Origin of the sequence: Pseudomonas sp. MEJ108 (genome assembly GCF_030208985.1) — a bacterium.
In the GTDB taxonomy this organism is placed as follows: Bacteria; Pseudomonadota; Gammaproteobacteria; order Pseudomonadales; family Pseudomonadaceae; genus Aquipseudomonas; species Aquipseudomonas fragariae.
Genome location: NZ_JARVSW010000071.1, coordinates 1 through 21632, shown reverse-complemented (window position 1 = coordinate 21632; position 21632 = coordinate 1). Strand labels below are relative to the sequence as shown.

The 21632-nt window shown below is 58.7% G+C and carries 17 protein-coding genes; 3 read left to right on the top strand and 14 right to left on the bottom strand.

What is annotated here, in order from left to right:
- Window positions 1-270: 270 nt before the first annotated feature.
- The 4 genes from QRN50_RS23630 to QRN50_RS23615 all read right to left on the bottom strand — a co-directional run bounded on the left by QRN50_RS23630 (window position 271) and on the right by QRN50_RS23615 (window position 4217).
- Window positions 271-1290, bottom strand: coding sequence for an ABC transporter substrate-binding protein (locus QRN50_RS23630; RefSeq protein ID WP_096127435.1), 1020 nt, complete (start codon window positions 1288-1290; stop codon window positions 271-273).
- A gap of 38 nt (window positions 1291-1328) precedes the next feature.
- Window positions 1329-2195, bottom strand: coding sequence for an ABC transporter permease (locus tag QRN50_RS23625; RefSeq protein ID WP_096127436.1), 867 nt, complete (start codon window positions 2193-2195; stop codon window positions 1329-1331).
- 233 nt (window positions 2196-2428) lie between these two features.
- Entirely contained in the window at window positions 2429-3304 is an 876-nt protein-coding gene (locus QRN50_RS23620) for an ABC transporter ATP-binding protein (protein WP_096127437.1), read from the bottom strand.
- 16 nt (window positions 3305-3320) lie between these two features.
- On the bottom strand, window positions 3321-4217 hold the full coding sequence (locus QRN50_RS23615; RefSeq protein ID WP_024640879.1) for a TauD/TfdA dioxygenase family protein: 897 nt from the start codon (window positions 4215-4217) through the stop codon (window positions 3321-3323).
- A gap of 217 nt (window positions 4218-4434) precedes the next feature.
- Between QRN50_RS23615 and QRN50_RS23610 the strand changes: the two genes are divergently transcribed.
- A complete protein-coding gene (locus QRN50_RS23610; RefSeq protein ID WP_143520228.1) occupies window positions 4435-7533 on the top strand; it encodes an autotransporter domain-containing protein in 3099 nt (1032 codons plus the stop codon).
- A gap of 112 nt (window positions 7534-7645) precedes the next feature.
- On the opposite strand, the gene QRN50_RS23605 is transcribed toward QRN50_RS23610, so the two are convergent.
- From QRN50_RS23605 to QRN50_RS23580, 6 genes are read right to left on the bottom strand one after another with little or no spacing between them, the layout of a single operon-like run.
- Window positions 7646-8872 (bottom strand): MFS transporter, encoded by a 1227-nt coding sequence (locus QRN50_RS23605; protein WP_024659621.1) that lies wholly within the window; start codon window positions 8870-8872, stop codon window positions 7646-7648.
- Window positions 8873-8920: 48 nt separating this feature from the next.
- Window positions 8921-9307 (bottom strand): ectoine synthase, encoded by a 387-nt coding sequence (locus QRN50_RS23600; protein ID WP_003403190.1) that lies wholly within the window; start codon window positions 9305-9307, stop codon window positions 8921-8923.
- A gap of 35 nt (window positions 9308-9342) precedes the next feature.
- Window positions 9343-10524 (bottom strand): acyl-CoA dehydrogenase family protein, encoded by a 1182-nt coding sequence (locus QRN50_RS23595; protein WP_011266329.1) that lies wholly within the window; start codon window positions 10522-10524, stop codon window positions 9343-9345.
- Window positions 10517-11548, bottom strand: coding sequence for a hypothetical protein (locus tag QRN50_RS23590; protein WP_003403194.1), 1032 nt, complete (start codon window positions 11546-11548; stop codon window positions 10517-10519). The genes QRN50_RS23595 and QRN50_RS23590 overlap by 8 nt, the downstream gene beginning before the upstream one ends.
- A gap of 16 nt (window positions 11549-11564) precedes the next feature.
- Entirely contained in the window at window positions 11565-13106 is a 1542-nt protein-coding gene (locus tag QRN50_RS23585; protein ID WP_003403196.1) for a class I adenylate-forming enzyme family protein, read from the bottom strand.
- 35 nt (window positions 13107-13141) lie between these two features.
- The gene (locus QRN50_RS23580; RefSeq protein ID WP_011266326.1) at window positions 13142-13822 is read right to left on the bottom strand and encodes a class I SAM-dependent methyltransferase; all 681 of its coding nucleotides are present in this window, start codon (window positions 13820-13822) and stop codon (window positions 13142-13144) included.
- A 466-nt stretch (window positions 13823-14288) separates the two neighbouring features.
- Here QRN50_RS23580 and QRN50_RS23575 point away from each other — a divergent pair, with 466 nt between their 5' ends.
- The gene (locus tag QRN50_RS23575; protein WP_096127438.1) at window positions 14289-15542 is read left to right on the top strand and encodes a lipase family protein; all 1254 of its coding nucleotides are present in this window, start codon (window positions 14289-14291) and stop codon (window positions 15540-15542) included.
- A 162-nt stretch (window positions 15543-15704) separates the two neighbouring features.
- Here QRN50_RS23575 and QRN50_RS23570 read toward each other — a convergent pair whose 3' ends face one another.
- The 4 genes from QRN50_RS23570 to QRN50_RS23555 form a co-directional block, all read right to left on the bottom strand.
- The gene (locus QRN50_RS23570; protein WP_003403204.1) at window positions 15705-16487 is read right to left on the bottom strand and encodes a MetQ/NlpA family ABC transporter substrate-binding protein; all 783 of its coding nucleotides are present in this window, start codon (window positions 16485-16487) and stop codon (window positions 15705-15707) included.
- A 203-nt stretch (window positions 16488-16690) separates the two neighbouring features.
- A complete protein-coding gene (locus QRN50_RS23565; RefSeq protein WP_096127439.1) occupies window positions 16691-17641 on the bottom strand; it encodes a sigma 54-interacting transcriptional regulator in 951 nt (316 codons plus the stop codon).
- Between the two features lie 83 nt (window positions 17642-17724).
- Entirely contained in the window at window positions 17725-18306 is a 582-nt protein-coding gene (locus QRN50_RS23560; RefSeq protein ID WP_011266323.1) for an alpha/beta hydrolase, read from the bottom strand.
- A 213-nt stretch (window positions 18307-18519) separates the two neighbouring features.
- Entirely contained in the window at window positions 18520-19830 is a 1311-nt protein-coding gene (locus tag QRN50_RS23555; protein ID WP_096127440.1) for an MFS transporter, read from the bottom strand.
- A gap of 610 nt (window positions 19831-20440) precedes the next feature.
- Here QRN50_RS23555 and QRN50_RS23550 point away from each other — a divergent pair.
- Window positions 20441-21433: an AraC family transcriptional regulator gene (locus tag QRN50_RS23550; RefSeq protein WP_011266321.1), complete on the top strand. Its 993-nt coding sequence runs from the start codon at window positions 20441-20443 to the stop codon at window positions 21431-21433.
- The last annotated feature ends 199 nt before the right edge of the window (window positions 21434-21632 follow it).

The window sequence follows — 21632 nt, the reverse complement described above, 5'->3', positions numbered from 1 at the left end:
AGAGTGCAGACTTGGCAGGCGCAAGGGCCCGGGATTTTCTAGGAAAGGTCATACGCAGGAAAGAGAAAAGACTGAAAGAAAGGTCCTGCAGGACAGGTTTTTCGTGAGCGGAAGTAACCTGATTCTTCGAGAAGAGGACGCAGAGCGTCCGGAAATCCATACCCACGCGGAGCATGGGTACGATGGCGTTCCCGAGATCACTTATCGTTCCTCACGCTCTGCGTGGGAATGCCGTTCGTGACGCTCCGCGTCATCCGCAAACCGCGCCGATCAACTGCCCTCGGTGCCGTGCGCTTCTTCGAAGAAGAAATCCTTCCAGCTCGCCGCCTTGTTTTTCAACACACCCAGCTCATGCAGTTTCTCGGCGTAGATGAAGGTGCGCTGCGGCGTGACGGTGAAGTCGATTTCCGGGTCGGCGACGATTTTCTCTACCAGTGGCAACGGCAGCTTCGATTGCTCGACGCGGATGTAGGTCTGCGCGGCAGCGGGCTTGTCGGCCTTGATGATCTTCTCGGCTTCGGCCAGCGCATCGTAGAACGCCTTGTAGGTCTTGGGGTTTTCGTCGTGAAATTTCTCGGTGGTGTAGAGCACGTTGAACGTCGCCTGGCCGCCCAGCACGTCATAGGAACTGAGCACCTTATGCACGTTGGCGCTCTCCAGTTCCTGGTACTGGAACGGCGGGCTGGAGAAGTGCGAGTTGATTTCCGAGCCACCGGCAATCAGCGCGGAAGTCGCATCCGGGTGCGCGAGGCTGACCGAGATGTTGTCGAATTTCTTGTAGTTGTCGTTACCGAACAGCTTGGCGGTCTCGATCTGCAACGTGCGCGACTGGAAGCCCACGCCCGCAGCCGGTACGGCGATGAGGTCCTTGTCGGTGAAGTCCTTGAGGGTCTTGACGTTGGGGTTGTTGGTCAGCAGGTAGTTGGGCATCGAACCCAGCGAGGCAATCGCCTTGACGTTCTGCTTGCCCTTGGTGCGGTCCCAGACGGTCAGCATCGGCGGCACGCCTGCCGACACCACATCCAGTGCGCCAGCCAGCAACGCTTCGTTCATCGCGGTGGCACCGGAGATGCTGTTCCAGTCGACCTTGATGTCGAGGCCCTGCTCCTTGCCATATTTTTCGATCAGTTTCTGATCGCGCACCACGTCGAGGATCAGGTAGCCAATGCCGAATTGCTGAGCGATGCTGATCTTGCCTTCAGCCTGGGCACCGCCGCTGAGCAGCGCGCCAAACAAGCCAAGCGTCGCCGCCAACACACTCAGTGCCGGGCGTTGAAATGCAGTTTTCATGTGGTTCTCACCCTGATTATTCAAAAAAAGACGGCGTTTCAACGCTGCATGCCCCAGCGCTTGACGGTCAGGCGTTCGATGTTGGCGAACAGCAGGTTCTCGACCAGCAGGCCGATGAGGATCACTGCTGCCAGGCCTGCGAAGACCTTGTCGGTATACAGCTCGTTACGGTTCTGGAAGATGTACCAGCCCAGACCGCCCTTGCCGGAGGACGCGCCAAACACCAGCTCGGCGGCGATCAGCGTGCGCCAGGCAAAGGCCCAGCCGATTTTCAGACCGGCGAGAATCGATGGCAGCGCAGCAGGAATCAGGATGTGCCAGACAAAGCGCAGGCCTTTGAGACCATAGTTGCGCCCGGCCATGCGCTGGGTTTCCGAGACACCCAGAAAGCCCGCGTAAGTATTGAGCGCCAGTGCCCACAGCACCGAATGCACCAGCACAAAGATCAGGCTGTTCTGACCCAGCCCGAACCAAAGCAGCGCCAGCGGTAGCAGGGCAATGGCCGGTAGCGGGTTGAACATCGCAGTCAGCGTGCTGAGCAGGTCGCGGCCCAGTTGGGTGGACACTGCCAGGGTGGTCAGGGCGAACGCCAGCACGATGCCGATCAGGTAGCCCTGAATCAGCACGGTCAGGGAGATCCAGACCTTGCCCGGCAACTCACCGGAAATCAGCCCGTCATAAAAGGCGGCCGCCGTTTGCAGAAAGCTCGGCAACAGCAGGTCGTTGTTCTGCAGACGTGCGGCCAGTTCCCAGATCACCGCCAGGGCGATCATGATGACGCATTTGCGCACCCAGCCCAGTTGCCAGATGCGCTGTGCCAGGGGCAGGCCGCGGGCCAGATCTTCCTGAGTGAAAGGCTCCAGCGTGATTTCATATTCTTCGCGAGCGGGAGGTGCGAGGCTCATGATTCGGGTTTCCCGGTAGTCGTAAAAAGCGTATGCAGAACGCTATGGGAAGCGTTAATACGCACAGCATTCATTATTTAGCCTTTGATTCTGCTCGCAGGGCGTGGAGCGAGTTTGTTCGCGAATGGGCCGTTACATTCTCAGAAGATGCATTGTCTGAACTACCGTCTTCGCGAACGAGTTCGCTCCTACGGCCTTCGGCCAGAATCAAAAACCTGTACCAGTGCGGCCAGTCAATAAGCGATCCGGATGTCCTGAAAATTCAGATCCTGCTCCACCGGCCCGGCCTCGCCTTCATCGAACAACAACCGATGAATACGCTGCGCGGTTTGCTGAAAACCGACGCCGCCGAGGCTTTTCAGGTCGTATTGATGGCTGTTGATTTCCGCCCTTACACGGCCCGGATGCGGGGACAGCAGCAGGATGCGGTTGCCGACCACCAGTGCTTCTTCGATGGAGTGCGTGACGAACAGCAGCGTAAAGCGCACTTCATCCCACAGCTCCAGCAGCTCTTCCTGCATCTTGCGTCGGGTCAGTGCATCCAGCGCGGCAAAGGGTTCGTCCATCAGCAGGATTTTCGGCTGCATGGCCAGAGCCCGGGCAATCGCCACGCGGGCTTTCATGCCACCGGACAAGGTGTGCGGGTAGGCATCGGCAAACGCACTGAGGCCGACCTTTTCCAGGTAGTAACGTGCGCGCTCCAGCGCTTCGGGGCGCTTCAATGTGCGTGATGCCAGCAGCGGAAACATGACGTTCTCGATCACGGTTTTCCACGGCGGCAGCTGGTCGAATTCCTGAAACACCACGATGCGGTCCGGGCCAGGCTCGGTGACCTGATGCCCCGCCAGACGAATCTCGCCCTCACTGGGCTCGATGAAACCGGCCACCGCCTTGAGCAGGGTCGACTTGCCGCAACCGGATGGGCCGAGCAGCACGAAACGATCGGCCGGATCGACTTCGAAACTGACCTGATGCGTCGCCCGCACAACGCGTTCTGGCGTGCGGTATTCGAGGCTGACGCCGCGGACTTGCAACAAGGCTTCAGCAGTGGGCTGTGCAGCCGACTGCGCTTGGGTGCTGGCCGTGTGGCCTTGCGCGACAGCATTCATGAACGGCTCTCCTGGATCAAAATGGCGCGGTGCCTTGAATGGTCGTGCGATGCAGTTTGCGACGCAGATGCGCCGGGCAGCCGGCAGCCAGGTGGATCAGGGAACGGTTGTCCCAGAACACCATGTCGTTGGCCCGCCACTGGTGCCGATAAATGTGCTCGGGCTTCACGCTGTGAGCATAAATCTCGTTGAGAATCTGACGGCTCTCGTCTTCCGGCAGACCGAGGATGCGTGTAGTGAAACCCTCGCTGACAAACAGTGCCTTGCGCCCGTTTTCAGGGTGAGTGCGAACGATCGGATGGCTGACTTCAACTACCTGCGCCAGTTGCTCGGCGGTCAGGGTCGGACGCCAGTTGGCGGCGTTATGGCCCTCGGCGTAGCGTGCGGTGTAACTGTGCACCGCTGAACGCCCCTCGACGGCATCGCGCAGGTGTTGCGGCAACGTTTCCCATGCCAGGTGCATGTCTGCAAACAGCGTATCGCCGCCTTCACTCGGCAACTCCTGGGCGTAAAGCATCGAGCCCAGGCTCGGCAACTCTTTGTATGACAGGTCCGAATGCCAGTATTTACCGGCATCGCCCAGGCCCACAGGCTTATCGTTCTCGACAATGTTGGAGACGATCAGGATTTCCGGGTGGTTGGCCAACAGAAACTGCTTGAGCACATGGATCTGCAGCACCCCGAAGCGCCGGCTGAAATCGATCTGCTGTTGCGGCGTGATCTGCTGATCGCGAAACACCACCACATGGTGATCCAGATGTGCCTGATGCACACGAGCGAAGTCGGCATCGTTCAACGGCCTGGACAGATCCAGCCCAACAATTTCCGCGCCCACCTTTTCGGTGAATGGACGCACTTCGAACGCTTGCGAAGCCGGTTGAGCGGACGATGAAGCGAGGGAGGCTGCTGGCATGAGAACTCCGACTCCAGGACTGTGTGACTGAAAGACGAAACTCTATAGATATAAGAAAGAGAATTTAAATACCGTTAAAGAATATCGATAGTGCTGAAGTTTTCACTGCCTCGCTGTGTAACGTCAGCCAGCATAAATGTGTCACAGCAGATACATCCAAGTGTAAGACCGCCTTGCTAGGGTCGGCGCCTTATTCGACCTGAGTGAAGCGCCCGCTATGCGATCCAATAAACCGGTTGCCCATGTAATGGTGTCGTCATTGATACTGTCGCTGCTTGCCGTCTCGGTTCAGGCAGCGAGCCGTGCCAATGACAATCGTATAAACGGTGTGGACCTGCTCTCCGGGTTCAACACCCTGTGGACAACCGGTGCAACGTGGGACACCGGCACGCCCACCGCCCTGGGTCAGAGCCTGCTTCGGCGCAACCTGCAGATCGTGGTCGACCGCGCCAACTCGCGCACGCTGGCGCAGGAAACCGCTGCCTACTTCGATGACCGCCGCGACCAGAGCTACAGCGCCATCAGCGGCCTGGGCTCGCTGAGCGATGCTTATAAAGCCGGCGCGGGCGCGTTCACAACGATCACGCAATTCGACGACAGCAACAAAACCGTCAGGTACGACGACAAGGGCAATGGTGCAGGCAGTTCGTCTTCGGCGCTGGGCAAGGTGGTCGATCTGGTCGGCGCGGTGCGCAACGATGCCTCCACGACTCCGGCCAAGTCCCACTATCTGTATCCACGACCATGGCGGCAGAGCCTCGACGGACAGAGCCTGGCATTCGTTGTCGCGCCCTCCCTGCGCCCGGCCGAAAGCACCACGCCGGCCAGTGACTCGGGTTTCCCCAGCGGTCACACCAACGCCGCCTACCTGTCAGCCTACGCATTGGCCTACGCGATCCCCGAGCGGTTCAGCGAGTTGATGCTGCGTGCTTCGGAGATCGGCGACAACCGCATCGAAGCGGGCATGCACTCGCCCTTCGACGTGATGGGCGGGCGTATTACGGCGACCTATTTCGCCATCGACAACCTGTCCAATTCCGCCAACACGCAATTGCGCGCCGATGCTCGCGCACAGGCGCTGGCCTACTTCACCGCTCAGTGCGGCGGCAACGTCAACAATTGCATGACGGCCATCGACCCGGCCACCGACCGCACGTCCCAGCACGCGCAGGACAAGGCGCTGTACACCGCGCGCATGACCTACGGCTTCGACCCGGTCGGCCCGACCAACCTGGCCCCGGTCGTGCCGACCAACGCGGAAGTGCTGCTGGAAACACGCTTCCCGTACCTCGACGCCAGCCAGCGTCGCGAGATTCTGGCGACCACTCAACTGTCATCGGGCTATGCAGTGATCGATCAGTCAGGTGGCTACGGTCGCCTGAACCTGTATGCCGCAGGCGATGGCTACGGCGCGTTCAATTCCAACGTCACCGTCAACATGAACGCCAGCCTGGGCGGCTATAACGCCATCGACGCCTGGCGCAACGACATCAGCGGCAGCGGTGCGCTGATCAAGAACGGTACGGGCAACCTGATCCTGACCGGCAACAACACCTACTCGGGCGGCACGCTGATCAACGGCGGCACCCTGACCGGCCATGCCCAGGCCTTCGGCAGCGGCACGATCACCGACAACGCAACGCTGGTGCTCGATCAGTCCACCAACGACACCCTCGCCAACACCCTCACGGGCACCGGCGCGCTGATCAAGCGCGGCGTCGGTTCACTGAACCTGACCGGCAACAGCAGCCTGTCCGGCGCGACGACCGTGCAGGCCGGTCGCCTGGCAGTGAATGGCAACCTCGGTAACTCCATCGTCAGCGTGCAGCAAGGCGCGACGCTGGGTGGCAACGGCACCGTCGGCGGCATCAACGTCGCTCAGGGCGGCGTGGTCGCGCCGGGTAATTCGGTCGGGCAACTGAACGTCAACGGTGACGTCAACCTGGCTCAGGGTTCGGTCTATCAGGTCGAGTCGGACGCCAGTGGCAAAGCCGACCGCATCGTCGCCAGCGGTCGTGCGACGATCAATAACAGCACGCTGTCACTGGTTGAAGGCGGTAACTGGCTGGCCGCGAGCCGTTACTCGATCCTCTCCGCAGCCGGTGGCGTGAGCGGTGCATTTGCCGCCGTACAAACCAACTTCGCGTTCCTTACCCCGACGCTGAACTACACCGCCACCGATGTCGGCCTGACACTGGATCGCAACGCACAAACCTTCGCCAGCCTGGCGACCACGCGCAATGCCAAGGCGGTCGCACAGGGTCTGGACAGCGCGGGGGCAGGCAATGCGCTGTGGCGTCAGGTGGTGCAGGACGACGCCTCGACGGCGCAGGCCACGTTCAGCGCGCTGTCCAACGAGCTGCATGCATCGACCCAATCTGCATTGATCGAAGACAGCCGACTCGTGCGCAATGCCATGAATGCTCGCATGCAACAAGCGCAATCCGCACAGGCATTCGGCAGCACCACGCAAACCCTCGCCGGTGACGCCTCGCGCGGTGTGGTGTGGACCCAGGCCATCGGCGCGACCGGCCAGACCGACAGCAGCCGCGACGCCTCGGGCCTCGAAACCCGCACCAGCGGCCTGCTGTTCGGCGCCGACGTACCGCTCGACGACACCTGGCGTGTGGGTGCATTGGCCGGCTTCAGCAACAGCAGCTTCGACCTGCGCCACGCGTCCGGCTCGACCGACAGCGACAACTACCACTTGGGTGTCTACGGCGGCGCGAAATGGGGCCAACTGGGCCTGCGCCTCGGCGCGGTACGCACCTGGCATGAGCTGACCGCCAAGCGCACGCTGGACCTGCCGGGCTCGTCCGAGCACTTCAAGGAAGACTACAAGGCAGCGACCAATCAGGTCTTCGGCGAACTGGGCTACACCCTGGAAATGGGCAACGCACAGCTCGAACCCTTCGCCAACCTGGCGCATGTGCGCCTGGACACCGACGCCTTCGACGAGAACAGCAACGCCATCAGCCTGCAGAACAAATCCCAGGACAACCACATCACCTTCAGCACCCTGGGCCTGCGTGCAGCGACTCACTTGAGCGCTGGCAACGTCGTGATCAAACCCAACGCCACACTGGGCTGGCGTCGCGCCTACGGCGACGTCACCCCGGAAAGCCGCTCGGCCTTCAGCGGCGGTGACACCTTCGAACTTTCCGGCGCCCCCATCGCCCGCAGCGCAGCGGTGCTCGGCGCAGGTGTCGACCTGGGGTTGAGCGATACCTTGAGCGTAGGCCTGAGCTACGACGGACAGGTGAGCAACGACGCGTCGGATCAGTCGCTGAATGCCCGGGTGACATTGGCGTTTTAAGGCTGAAGCGGCGGCTCTCTGTAGGGGCGAAGAGCAGCCTGCCGAAGTTATCAGGGGGTCTGAGCGCTCTTGCATTGACCCTCGATTCCATCCAACTCCAGCTCTCTCGTTTTCATTTCCCGGCCTCCCGATCAGCCTCAACAATCGAGGTCGGGAATGGGCTGCGTGCCTTTGCAAACCACCACAGGGCACCCGCCCCGATAACGCTCGTCAGCACGGCCAGCATCAGGATGACCTGGCGAATGCCCAGGGGCGCTGCGAGCAGGGCCACCAGCAAACCCGCCAGAGGCTGCGACAGGTTGTTGAGCAACGTGATCACGCCCACCGTCTTGCCGAAGTCCTGAGGCGGTATCACCCGCTGCCGGAGGGTGCGCATGTAGACGTTGAACATCTTGTCGAAACCGACGATCAACAGGAACCCCAACGCATAGCCAATCAGGTTCGGGCTCAGGGCGCTGATGAATGCCCCGGTCGCGATCATCGAAAAGCCGACGCCACCCAGCACGCGCATAGGCAGAGCCACGCGGGCCAGGAAGAACAGGATCACGATGGTCGTCACCGCGCCCGCCGCCTGCAGCCCGGCATAGCTGTCTTTGCCGGCGCTGTACTCACCGATCACCATGGCTGCCGATGTCGCCAGCGTGACACCGACGATCAGGTTGACGCCTACCGCCAGCGTGATGATCTTTTTCAATTCCGCGAGGCTGCGGATGTGCCCGAAGGCAATCCGCAATGGCTGCAGCCAGATGTCCTGATGCTGCTCGAACACCTCAAGCGTGATACGGCTGAGACGTTGCCACGCGAGCATGCTCAGGTCTGCCAGCAGGAACAGGCCGGCGGTCAACAGCACCACCCAGTGCCAGGCCCATACTTCAAGCATCAGTGCCGCGACCAGGGGCCCGAGAACCAGCCCTGACTGGTCGGCGATCTGGGAATAGGACAGCGTTCTGGTGTAGCTGTAGTGCTGAAAGATATACGGCATGAGCACTTCGCGCGCCATGATGCCTTGCGTGGTCAGCACCCCGCACAGTGCCGACAACACCACCAGCCATCCGATACCGCCAAAGATGGCGTAGAGCACCATCGCCAGCACGCACAGCGATGCCCGGTAGATCTGGCTGATATGCAGAATTTTGACTGGCGGGTATTTGTCGCAGAGGGCACCGCACAACGGAAACGCGAGAAACCTCGGCAGCGATTCGACGAAAAACGCCAGCCCGGCCCATGAAGCGCTGTTGGTGGTCTGGAATACCACCAGCGGCACGATAAACAACAGGATCTGGTCCGCCAGTCTCGATAGAAAAAGCGAGATAAAAAAAGCGAGGTAATCCTTACGCATGGAGAACTCCTGTCAGTAAGCGGTGTGGCATAGCGGCCAGAAGAAACATTAGTAGGCGGATCCCGTACCGTCATTGAGGTTATGTCGCTCGTCCCCACGCAAAGGCGGATTGAAGACGCTGACCAGTATCAGGTCCTGCTCCTTGCCTCCGCGCAGAAAGTGCCGATCGTGCTGGTCAAGCACATACACATCCCCAGGCCGGATCGGAAATACGTTGCCTTGCATGTCCTCGACTTCGCCTTCACCTCCAATGCAATAGCACGCCTCAAGGTGATTGCGGTAATGCAAGAGCGACTCTGTGCCCGCGCGGACAATGGTGTGGCACAGCGTAAAGCCCATAGCATCACGTTCAGTGAGCAGACGGTGACTGGTTCCGGCGCCCCATTCGACGAAATAAGGGGTGTTCTCGACATCGGTTTTGTTGCGAACAAACATGTGAAACCTCTCTGAGGTGGCCGACGGGAAAAAACTCAATTCTTTTGAGCGTTGTCAGTGGCAGGCCGCAGAATCGCGTCGCCACAGGCCTGCATCGTTTCGTTCCAGGTCACGTCTCGGTGCGCGGCCATCGCCTGGATATCACGCCAGTGACGCTGAAGCGGGTTACTGGCAACCAAGGAAGACGCACCGAGCCTTTCCACTAACCGGTGCACGGCCTGCACGCATTGTTGCGCCAGATAGGCGCGGTCGCGCTTGAGCTGCAACAATTGCGCTGCGTCCAGAACCCGGTCACTGAGTCCCGCCTCGTGCAGCCGGGAGATCAACGAGTCATACAACAGCTCGACGCTGTAGAGCTGTGCGGCCGAGTGTGCAGCCTGTTCGGCGATCCGGGGATCACTTACCGCCGATGAACTGTTGAAGGCCGCTACAAACGCGGCAAGAGCACCCTCTGCACAGCCCAGTAGCGGGCCAATGATCGAGGTGGTCAGATAGGGCACGAGGGGCAACCTGTCGATGTAGTCGCACGCCAATGCAAGCGGGTCCTGCGCAAACACTTCATGCAGCGCGAAGACGCGGTCATGCGGCACCAACAACCGCCGGAGCAGCACGTCGTGAGAACCGGTTGCCGCCATACCGCAGCTGTCCCAATTGTGAAGCCTCTCCACTTCGTTGGCGGCGACCAGCACCAGAAAGCGCGGGGTGCAAGCGGCTTCAGGGTGGTCAGCGCAGGGGGCGTTGAGCATTAACCAGGTAGCATCCTCAATGCCCGAACTGAAGCGCCAGCGCCCGTCAACCCGAACACCTTCTGGTTCAAAGGACAGCAGGCTATCGGTACTGGTAGATGCTGAAGCGAACAACTGTCGTGGGCCATGGCTGTAAAGCTGGTCTACACAGGCGGGGGGCAGTCGCCGGGCGATTGAGCCGTGACCACCCACCAACGCCAGCATCCAGCCTGTGGAGGCACACGCCCGAGCCGCAATCCGTGCGCTTTCTACCAGAGTGGGCCAGTGACCCGTACGTGTGACAGGCGCGCGTGGCGACACCAGATCCAGCCAGCCTTCGGTAAACAGTTCGTCGAATGTGCTACTGCTCAGCCGGCGATTTGTTTCGGCCACAGCAGCCCGCTCTCGCCACAAAGGCAGATACGCGACCGCCCGCTGACACATCAAGGACACTACGTTGCGCTGGAACGCTTGCTCGGCAGGCTCAAGCATCGCCAAACTCCACAACACCTTTTTGCGAAGGAGCTATGGCGCCAAGACGCGAACGTTCAAAGCAAAAATCCGCTGGCTGGACTGTCGGGCCCAGTAGATCCAGAAACTGTTCTAACTGTTGCGGGTCGTCCGAGGCAACGAACTCACAGAAGTTGCTGCTGCTCCATAGCAGGTGCACACATTTGAAGCGAGCGCAAAGAGCGCTCACCAGCGCTTCCAGCGTGACTTGACCGTTTTGCATGTATTCGAGCATCTGCTGGCGCTTCCAGCGTATCTCTTCTTCACTGAAGTAGCGGGTCTTGAACTGCTCATCCTTGATCCGCTCCCGCAAAAGGTATTCTTCCGGATCGGGGTGATCGAGCTTCTCCAGAAAAAATACCAGGCCGCCCGGCTTCAGAAATTGCTTGATGTGGGAAATCTGGCCAACGCGGTCACGGGTATAGAACTGGAATGCGGCCATCTCATAGATGAAGTCGAATCCCCCCCTGAAGCGATCGTATTCGGGGGTCGCCAACAGAGCGCCTGTTACCTTGAACACCGACTGCGCAAAGAACAACGACAACGCCGGGTCGGCATGCCGATTGAAGGTAATCTGATTGGCCGCGTTCGGAGAGGACGTAAAGCTTTGAATCAAGCCATGCGAATGACCCGCGAGTGCGCGGCCGTTACTTCCGTCAAAGGCGTCCACTTCAAACAGGCTGAAGGTTTGGCCTGTTTCCCTGCTATTTAGCTGAGCAAAACGGGCCAGCGCAACGCCGACTCTGGCCAGTTCCTCAAGGATGTAGGGCACGCTGGCCAGAAAGTGGGAAAATAATGGCCCGGCACCCGAGATGAGTCGATCGTGGTAATCAAGGACCTGCGGGTCCTGGATATCGCATCGTAGATGACTGTCCAGGGACTGCAAGGGCACTTGAGTGGCACCTGTTGCCAGACTGTGGAAGTGTCCTGCAAGTTTCAGCATCGCACTCTGTTGCAGGTCACGGTCGAGGGGCGTGTCGACATTTGGCTGGAGTAACGTCTTCATGGCATAGCTCCTTCTATCAGATCAGTCCTTTGGCGGAAAACTTGCCCGAATCGGTTTTTGGCAGAGCCTCAAGAAACACGCACTGAGTCGGGACCATGTGCCAATCCAGATGCGCCTTGCAATAGTCGATCAGCGTTTGTCCGCTGGTCTGACGGTGGTCGCTATCAAGCACGATGCACGCCTTGGGCACATGCCCGGCCGACTCGTCAGCGACCGGCACCACCAGCACCTCGGCAACCGCCGGGTGCGAAGCCAGACACTGCTCGATCTCCCGTGGGTTCACGTTCCAGATATTGCGCGCAAATACGTCGTCCTTGCGGGCAACATAGTAGAGATAGCCCTCTGCGTCCTGCTTGAACAGATCGCCCGTGCGGTACAGCCGCGAGTGACCGAAAGCATTGTGAACAAAGGCTCTGGCGTTCGCTTCAGGCATGTCCCAGTACTCAAGCATCAGGTAGTCGCTTGTCACCAGCAACTCGCCAACCTGCCCAGGCTGGTCGATCACCCGGTCATGCTCGTCCAGCAAGTACAGACTGACACCGGGCAGAGGTTTGCCTACAGACGTTGGCCGGCGATCAATTTCCTCGGGGGGCAGGTAGCTCACGCGCTTGCATTCAGTGAGTCCGTAGTTGGAGAAAATCTGCACCTGAGGCAGCGCCTGGCGAATGCGCTGAATGTGACGGCTATGAAGGGCCTGTCCGCTGCTGGAGATATAACGCAAGCCAGGTACCCGTGCCTGCCACTCGGGTCCGGCATTGGCCAGCAGGCAAAATACCGGAGGAAAGACATGCATTGCGGTCACCGCCTCGCGTTCGACGACCGCGAGTACTTCTTCTGCGCTACCTGCAGGCCGGCTCTCAATGACACTGGTAGCCCCTGCGTACAACGGCATCATTACGTTATAGACGCCGTAGTCCGATGCCAGTGTTGAGTAGCTGAGGATTCGGTCATCGGCTTCGTTACCCAGGTAAGCAGTGACCCGACTGCTGGCCGCCAACATGATGCGGTGATTGACGAGTACGCCTTTCGGATTGAAGGTCGACCCCGAGGTATAAAATATCGATGTGGGGCGTTCAGGGTCATCGGTCAATAATGAGGCTACGGCGCTCACTTCATCGCGGTACCCCGAGACAGCCTCGGCAAGTTGAATAACCCCAGGTATTGCTGTTGGAATCGGGACAGTGAGCAAAACAAGCTCGAGACCGGCCTCATTGATCAAGTCAGGCAAATCATCAGTGCAGTCGGTGATCAGCACCCGGGCACCGGAATGCTTGAGTTGATGAATCAGCTTGGTACGGCTGAGGGTGTGATGAGTCGCAGCGGTGATCACTCCGGCTTGCAGCATACCCAGATAGCTTGCGATCAGGTCAATGGAGATCGGCGCGTAGAGACCTACACGGTCGCCAGGGAGGATACCGAGCGTTGCAAGCAACGACGCGATGTCATCTACCCGCTGTTGCAATTCCCGATAAGAAGTCGCCTGCCCGTCTAGAATAATGGCCGGCTTGGTCGGATATCTACGGGCGTTATCTGCGATAACCTGATGAAACAACTGCATCGTTTAACTTCCTTTTAAGCGAAACATCCCTGGCATTACTTACGTTTTTTAGCACACACCGACACATAAGTACCTTGCCATGTATAAGGCTCTATTGGCAGGCTGACGGAGTCGGTAAGTGGCCAACTTTGATTATCAAAAAAGTGACTGAAATCAACAATATCGAAGCCACTAAGCCATCGATCAAAAAAGCCTTCGCTGTCCTGGATGGACAGCCCGGCTTCTTTATCCCAGATAAACGGCTCTCCCGTGGCTTGAAAGAAACGAGTCAAGTCGGACAACAAGTCCAGAACGATATACCCGCCGGGTTTCACTGCACCGATTATTTTCGGCATGACCTGTTGAAGCTCATCTTTAGTGAAAAAGTGGAGCACTTCAGAACACACCAGTACGTCGTAACCTTCAGGTGCGGGTGTGTAGTTCAGGATATTCGCTTGCTGAAAATTCATGTCCTTTAGCCATGGATTGAGCTGGCGGCTATGTACCGTGCTGTCAACCATGTCCACGCCGCTAAGGCTGTAGCCTTTAATCGCCAAAGCCGCGAGGTTGCGACCGTCTCCGCAGCCAAGCTCCAGCACGTCACCAGGACCATCAGGCAAGTTTGATAAAAACCGTTTTAACTCCTCCCTTAACTCGCCAAACAAAGTACCACTACTGCACGCACTGTACTCGCTGTCGTACCACTTTTTCAGAACGGAACTGTCCACTACTCTCATAGTAACTCCCTGCCTATTTTAGAGGTCAATGTACAACACATTGTTTCGCGCTACCGGCGCGACCTGTAAATACCAGCAATGAGATTATGGACTTTGAAGCGCTGTAGCGAATAGAAGATGGCGATCGAGACAATAGGGCATCATTTAAAATCCATTTTATTATGAGTCGTGTCGCATCCATTTTTAACAGCCTAATAAACGGATTGCAGCGGGCAAAATATTTACACCCAACCCCATTTCCTGTCAAGAAAAATCAAGGTATTGGATCCGGTATTTTGTCAACGACGAATGACAGGATTCATCCATATGAGGGTCTTAGTTCAAAAGTACGAATAGAATAGCGGGCTTGCTCACATCGCTCGATTCATGCACTGAACCTGCTGCACTCAGTGACGCGGGTACTTCAATCGGCTTACTATCGAAGACACTGATACGCCCTCTCCTGTGAACGCGCGGAGAAATATTCATGTACTCGTCGCCAGGATCCTCGACCGCTCTGGTCGCCTTGCTGATAGCTCTGCTCACAGGCTGTAGCGGAGCACCAGGCACTAGCGCGAAAACTGTCGGCGCTACCCAGCCAGGCGAAGGCGGTGTTCCCGCGTTTTACGCATGGACAGATAAAGTGCCGTCAACGCGCGGACGGATGCTGCGCGCCGAGCCACTGACGCCCATTCAGAGCCTTGATAATGCTGGCCAGAATGTCCGTATTTTGTATACCTCCACCGATGGGCTCAACAACCAGCCAGTCGTAGTCTCCGGCGCACTGTTTACTCCCAAGGGCACGCCGCCGAAGGGTGGATGGCCGTTGATGGCGTGGGCGCATGGCACGGTTGGTAGTGCGGATGTCTGCGCGCCTTCTTTTGCCGGGCGCAGTGGTCGCGACACGCGCTATCTGAATGAATGGCTCGGGCGCGGTTACGCGATTGTGGCCACTGACTATGAGGGGCTGGGGACGCCGGGGCTGCATCCGTTCGGGCTGAGCAGCCCGCTGGCTTACGGCGTTCTGGACAGCATTCGTGCAGTTCAGAGGGCGGATTTCAATCTGTCTTCGCGGGTTGTTGTGTTTGGTCAGTCGCAGGGCGGTCGTGCCGCTTTCGCTACGGCCGTGTATCAGAAGACTTACGCGCCCGAATTGAACATTGTAGGTGTGGTCGCGACCGGGACGCCTTATCCGATGGCTCAATTGCATGAGAAACATACGGGATCGGATAACTTCCGCGATCAGGTCTCGCCGTCGCTGGCCTACAACCTGTTGCGATTGAGTACCGCCGCGCTGATCAACCCGTTGCTGCATCCCGCCGATTACCTGAGCGACCGCGCGAAGCCCGCGTTTGAAACCAGCCAGCGTGAATGCCTGCAAGCCATCGAGCGCAAGGTGGTCGCGGATGGACTGACGTTCAACAACAGTTTCAAACGTTCACCCGAGAAAGCACTGGATCAGGTCAATCGCCATTCGGACTACCCGACGGTAAAGTCGGACATTCCGGTATTTATCGGTACCGGGGGCAAGGATGTCATCTCACCTGTTCGCAGCCAGATCGCGCTGGTCAAGGACGCGTGCAGGGCAGGCGACCGCATCGAATGGCATTACTACCCGCAACTGGATCACTCCGGCGCAGTGAATGGCTCACTGCCGGACTCGACACGTTTTGTCGAGAAAGCATTTTCGGGGGAGCTTATGACGGGGAATTGTGGGGAGACGAAGAGCGTCGCACGATAGTTGAGGTTATCGTTCCTCACGCTCCAGCGTCGGAACGCCTTTCGTGACGCTCTGCGTCACAGATCTGCGCTGCGTCGCACATTCACGATCGGACGCGGAGCGTTCAGAACGGCATGCGACGCGGAGCGTCGCATGATAGTTGGAGGAACGAGAGTCAGTGGGTCAGAACGCAGGCAGTACCGCGCCGTCGTACTTCTTGTTGATGAAGTCTTTCACTTCCTGGCTGGTCAGCGCTTTCGACAGTTTCTCGATGGCGTCGGTGTGGGCGTTGTCTTCGCGGGTCACGAGGAAGTTCACGTACGGCGAATCCGAACCCTCGATGATCAGCGCGTCTTTCTTCGGATTGAGCTTGGCTTCCAGCGCGTAGTTGGTATTGATCAGCGCGAGGTCAACCTGGCTCAAGGCGCGTGGCAGTACAGCCGACTCCAGTTCGCGGAACTTGAAATTCTTCGGGTTGCTGGCGATGTCTTTCGGCGTGGACAGTGCGTTTTTCGGATCCTTCAGGGTGATCAGGCCGTTCTTGTCCAACAGGATCAGCGCACGCCCGGCGTTGCTGCCTTCGTTCGGAATGGCAATGGTTGCGCCTTCAGGCAGATCTTTCACGCTCTTGTACTTTTTCGAGTAGCCGCCGAACGGTTCGACGTGTACGCCAACGCCGGTTACCAGGTTGGTGCCTTTACCCTTGTTGAAGCCATCCAGGTAAGGCTTGGTCTGGAAGTAGTTGGCGTCCAGACGCTTCTCGCTCAACTGGACGTTGGGCTGTACGTAGTCAGTGAAGACCTTGATTTCCAGGTCCACACCTTCCTTGGCCAGCGTCGGCTGGATCAGTTTGAGGATTTCCGCATGCGGTACGGGCGTTGCGCCGACGACCAGCTTTTCACCTGCGTGAGCCAGGCCAATGGAGAACACAGCCGCCAGAGCGGTCAGCAAAAACGTCTTTTTCATGCAATGTCCTTAACGAAATCCGAGAGCGTCATCCAGAAAATGACACCTTATTATTCAATGATTTGCCACAGCTATCCGAACCCTGCGACATCATGCTGACATTACCGGTGTTTTATATTCCGATAAAATACTTTTTAATCGAGTGCTTATGCTTTTTTGCACCAGAAGCTACTGTACCTCATCAAGACCGCGCCGGGACGCGCTCAAGCAGGTCGCCGCGCCAGCTCCGAGGTGACTGTTTCAAGCAATTGCCTGAGCGCGGAAAGCTGCCTGCGATCACCACCGTTGAGCAGTAGCTGCGTCTGGCGCTCGATCAGCGTCAACGGTTCGGCGATGTCCGGCAGATTGATATCCTGTGCGCGAATTTCATCACCGCTGCTGACCAGCAGGGCGAAGTGAATGACGTTCTCCAGTTCACGGGTATTGCCGGGCCAGCTGTGGGCCTCCAGCGTCCGCTGCGCCTCCTCGCTGATCAGTTGCACCGGCAGGTTCAGACGCTGGCTGTAGATCCCCACAAAATATTCGGCCAACGGCAGGATGTTGCCCGGCTGCTCGCGCAATGCAGGCAGATCGAGGCGGCCCTCGCTCAGGTAATGATAAAGACGCTCGTGGAATTTCCCGGCAGCCACGGCCTGCGCCAGATCGATACTGGTGGCGGCGACCAGACGCACATCGACCGGGCTCGGCTGCTGCGCGCCCACTCGCGTGACTTCGTGATTCTCAAGGGCCGCCAGCAGCTTGACCTGGATCGGCAACGGCAGGTCGCCGATCTCGTCCAGGTACAAGGTGCCGCCATTGGCCGAACCGAACCATCCCGCGCGGCTGCTGACCGTCCCACTGTGGGCTCCGGCGGCATAGCCGAACAATTCGGCATCGGCGTATGTAGGGCTGATGGCACCGCAGTTCACTGAAACGAACAAACCCGAGCGATCACTGCCGCGATGAATGTGCCGGGCCAGCAATTCCTTGCCGGTCCCGGACTCGCCACGGATCAGTACCGGAAGAGAACGGGGAGCCAGTTGCTCCATTTCTTCACGCAACCGGCGCGAGCGTGGATCGATGAACACCAGCGCCTTGGCGCGAATGCTCAGTGGGCTTTTTTCCGCATCGGGAAAGGTCAGCAGCGGCTGGCCGAAGTTTTCGTGAAGGCTCATGACACACTCCCGCCTGAGCCCTTGCGATGGCTCAAGCGTTTAAAAAGACGGGACCCGGTGAGTCCGATAAACAAGCTGCCCGGTCATGCGCGACGACGCGCGTGTTGCTCCAGACGGTTTTGCAGGCGGTACAGGTAAGCGAAGCCCTGCTCCCAGCGTTGATGGCCGGACTTGACGTTGATATGCCCGGCCTGACTCAGAAAGCCTAGCTCGGCGCCCCAATGACGCGCCATCTCCATGGCACGCTGGGAGCTGACCGCAGGGTCGTTGTCAGAGCTGACGATCTGCGTCGGAAACGGCAATAGATCAGTAGGGATCGGCGCGAAATTACGCAATGCAGGCGGGCAATTCGGACGCTCGACGTCGGCCGGTGCCACCAGCAGTGCGCCCTGCACCTGACGCAAGGTTTCCAGCGGCGCGAGTCGAGCCCAGTGCGCGACCGTGACGCAACCCAGGCTGTGCGCGATCAGGATCACTGGCGTGTCATGCGCGGCAATCGTGCGTTGCAACTCACCCACCCAGTCTTCACGACGTGGCTTGAGCCAGTCGGCCTGCTCCACGCGCGTGCTGTTGGGCAGGCTGTTCTGCCAGTGGGTCTGCCAATGATCGTCAGGAGACCCTTGCCAGCCTGGCACGATCAGATACCGGATCGACTCGTTATGCATGGATTCGCCTCCTGCATGTATGCGTTCATGAAACGAGTATAGGGATGGAAGTTATATTCGCTAAGGAATAAGAAGCTATTTATTAATTCCCAAAACGAATATCGGCTGACAGACAAAAAAAGAGGCCACTCCCTGCCTTCGAGGAACGGCCTCTAATAAAAATCACTTTCAGGGCAAAGATTATCCGCACTTCGTTACAGGATTACGACGGCCTCAGGTTGCAGGCACAGTACGCGGACCCTGCTCGCCCGCAGTCAACGGCACTGTCTCGTCATGCTGCGGGACTTCACGGGCAACGTTCCACACCACAATCGCAGCGACGATGTCGAAAATCGCCAGCACCACGAACAGCGGGCTGTAGCCGATTTTGGTGACCAGCACGCCGAACACCATGGTGAATGCCGCCGCCCCGAAAAAGCCGAACATTCCGCCCATCCCGGTCGCCGTGGCCACCTCGTTTTTGCCGAATGAATCCGAGGTGATCGAATACAGCGCGCCCGACAGGGTCTGGTGAGCAAAACCACCGATGCACAACAAGGCAATGGCGGTGTAGGGACTTTCGACCAGCCCGATGCACGCTGGCCCGATCATGCAGGAGCAGCCGAACAGCATGACCATCTTGCGCGAGGTGAACAGCGACACCTTGCAGTACTTGTGGAACAACGGGCTGAGGTAGCCGCCCAGTACGCAGCCGATGTCAGCCGCCAGAAACGGCAGCCAGGCGAACATCGCGACTTCCTTGATGTTCATGTGGCGCTCGGTCATCAGGTACAGCGGAATCCACGCATTGAAGGTCTGCCAGGCAGGCTCGGAGAGTATTCGCGCCGAGGCAATTGCGTAGAAATTACGGTTTTTGAACAGTCGCTTCCAGCTGCCTTTCTGGGCAGGTGCGTCCTTCAGACGCGCTTCCTGGCCGCTGAGGATGTAGTCACGTTCGGCATCGCCCAGACGCTTCTGATCGCGCGGGTGTTTGTACAGCAGCAGCCACAGGCCGCTCCACACAATGCCCAGACCGCCGACAATCAGAAACGCCAGCTCCCAGCCACTCTGCAGAATGGCCCAGACCACCAGCGGCGGCGCAAGCAATGCGCCGAACGACGAACCGATGTTGAACCAGCCGATGGCGACCGAGCGCTCCTTGGCCGGAAACCATTCAGTGGTCGCCTTGACGCCGGCCGGCAGCCCCGCGGCTTCGGTCAGGCCGAGCATGCCGCGGAAGATCGCCAGACTCTGCCAGCCGGTTGCGAAGGCGGCAGCAGCGCAGGCGGCAGACCAGGCGATGGCGAAAATCGCAAAGCCCATCTTGGTGCCGATCAAATCGATGATGTAGCCCGCCACAGGTTGCATGATGGCGTAGCACAGTTGCCAGGCGACCACGATGTGCGCGTACTGCTCGGTGGAAATGCTCAGCTCGCTCATGAGCGTCGGAGCTGCGACGGACAGTGTGTTGCGTGCCAGGTAGTTGACCACCAGGCCGGCCGTGACCAGCCCCACCATCCACCAACGAATGCCTTTTATCTTCATCTCTTCACCCTGTTTATTTTTAGATTGGCGATGAGCGTCCCGCGGCCAAGGCCGTGAGGCGGCTGGTTTTATGTAACTTCAGATTACGGTTTCTGCAGAAGACTTTTAGGCGCTTTCTGCCGACGATCATGCGTAAAAACAGATTTTTCGTGCGAGAAGCACGCTTTTATGGCCTGAGAATTCAGACTGGTCATGAGGTTGTTACTCTTTGAATTATTTTTGTGGTTGTAATTTTTTTCGAGTCTTATGTTGTCGTACAACATAGTGAACTTATAGTCATTTGCCATTCCGGTGTCAAATGACAGAAACGCTATGACCTGCTTCAGCAATGGGTCAGGGAAGCATTGAGAGTGGGAGATACATTTTCGCGTCATACGACGACTGTGCAATCAGCGTCTGCACGCAGCTCGTTTGCGCCTATTGGGCATCACTCAGTGGTTACAGCACAGATATTTTCTGCATGACGGCAAGAAACGCGTCATGACACTTGCACAACTGTCACAAATGCTTTCATTCTTGAAGGCGGCGTCAGGCAAGGGAGTTGCCCGGTGAGACCTTATCGGCATGGGCCCGACGCTGAAGTCACCTCATGTCAGGAAGAGGCGTGCGCATGCCCGAGCCAAGCAGTCTCGCCAGCTGGACCCCCGCGCTGCGCAAGCAGCTTACTGCCCTGGGTATGGACAGCGATGCGTTGTGCCAGAGCGCGGGTATAGACCTGAATTTGCTCAGTGAACCCGGTGCGCAATTCTCGCCGGATGTCACCGCTGCGCTTTGGCAACGGGCAGTGCAAGCCAGCCTTGATCCGGCGCTGGGTTTGCGTGTTTCACGCTTTGTCAGCCCGACAGCGTTTCATGCGCTGGGCTACACGCTGGTCGCCAGCGGTTCGCTACGCGAAGTTTTCGAGCGCATCGTACGTTACCGCTCGATGGCCGAGGACTCTCTGGAGCTGGACTTCAGGACAGTCGGCGAGCGTTATGAATTTCGCTTCGGCACGCCGCCCTCCTGTCAGTCACCGGTGCATGAGCTGCTGGATGCATTTGCCGCCATTTACGTGCGCACCTGCCGCAATCGGCTCGGCCGGGGCTACGCGCCGCTTGCCGTGCACCTGCAGCGTCCGGCACCCGACGACCCGCGGCCCTGGCACGACCTGTTTCGCTCACCGGTCATGTTTGCGGCGCAGGAGAACTTGCTGGAGTTTGACGGTGATCAATTCGACAGCCACCTGGATGACGGCCCGGTACAGCTGAACGGCCAGGAATCCCAAGGGGATCCGTTACCGTCCCTGATCTGGGAGCAGCGCGTACGCTCGGCCATCGAAACCCTGCTACCGGACGGCGAGCCCACCGTCAGAAGCATTGCCGAAGCCCTGCACCTGAGCCCGCGCAACCTGCAGCGCCATCTGGCCGACGAGGGCTGCTGCTATGACCTGCTGCTCAACCAATGCCGCCAGAACCTGGCGCTGCTGCACATGAACGATCAACAAAGCTCGCTGAGCGAAATCGCCTACCTGCTGGGTTTTTCCGACACCGACTGCCTGAGCCGCGCCTTCAAACGCTGGACCGGGCTGACACCGGAACAGTACCGCAGCAGCGTGGTGCGTTGAGCGCTGATGGAGGACACACCATCGTGTCCGATGCTCAGCGTCCACTCTTGCTCAAGCGGCGCAGCGCACATCCATGACGCGGAGCGTCACGAAGGGCGTTCCCACGCTGGAGCGTGAGGAACGATAGGTGTCCGGGGGATCGCGAGCGTAACGCGCCCTGAAGAACACCATCGTACCCATGCTCCGCGTGGGTATGCCG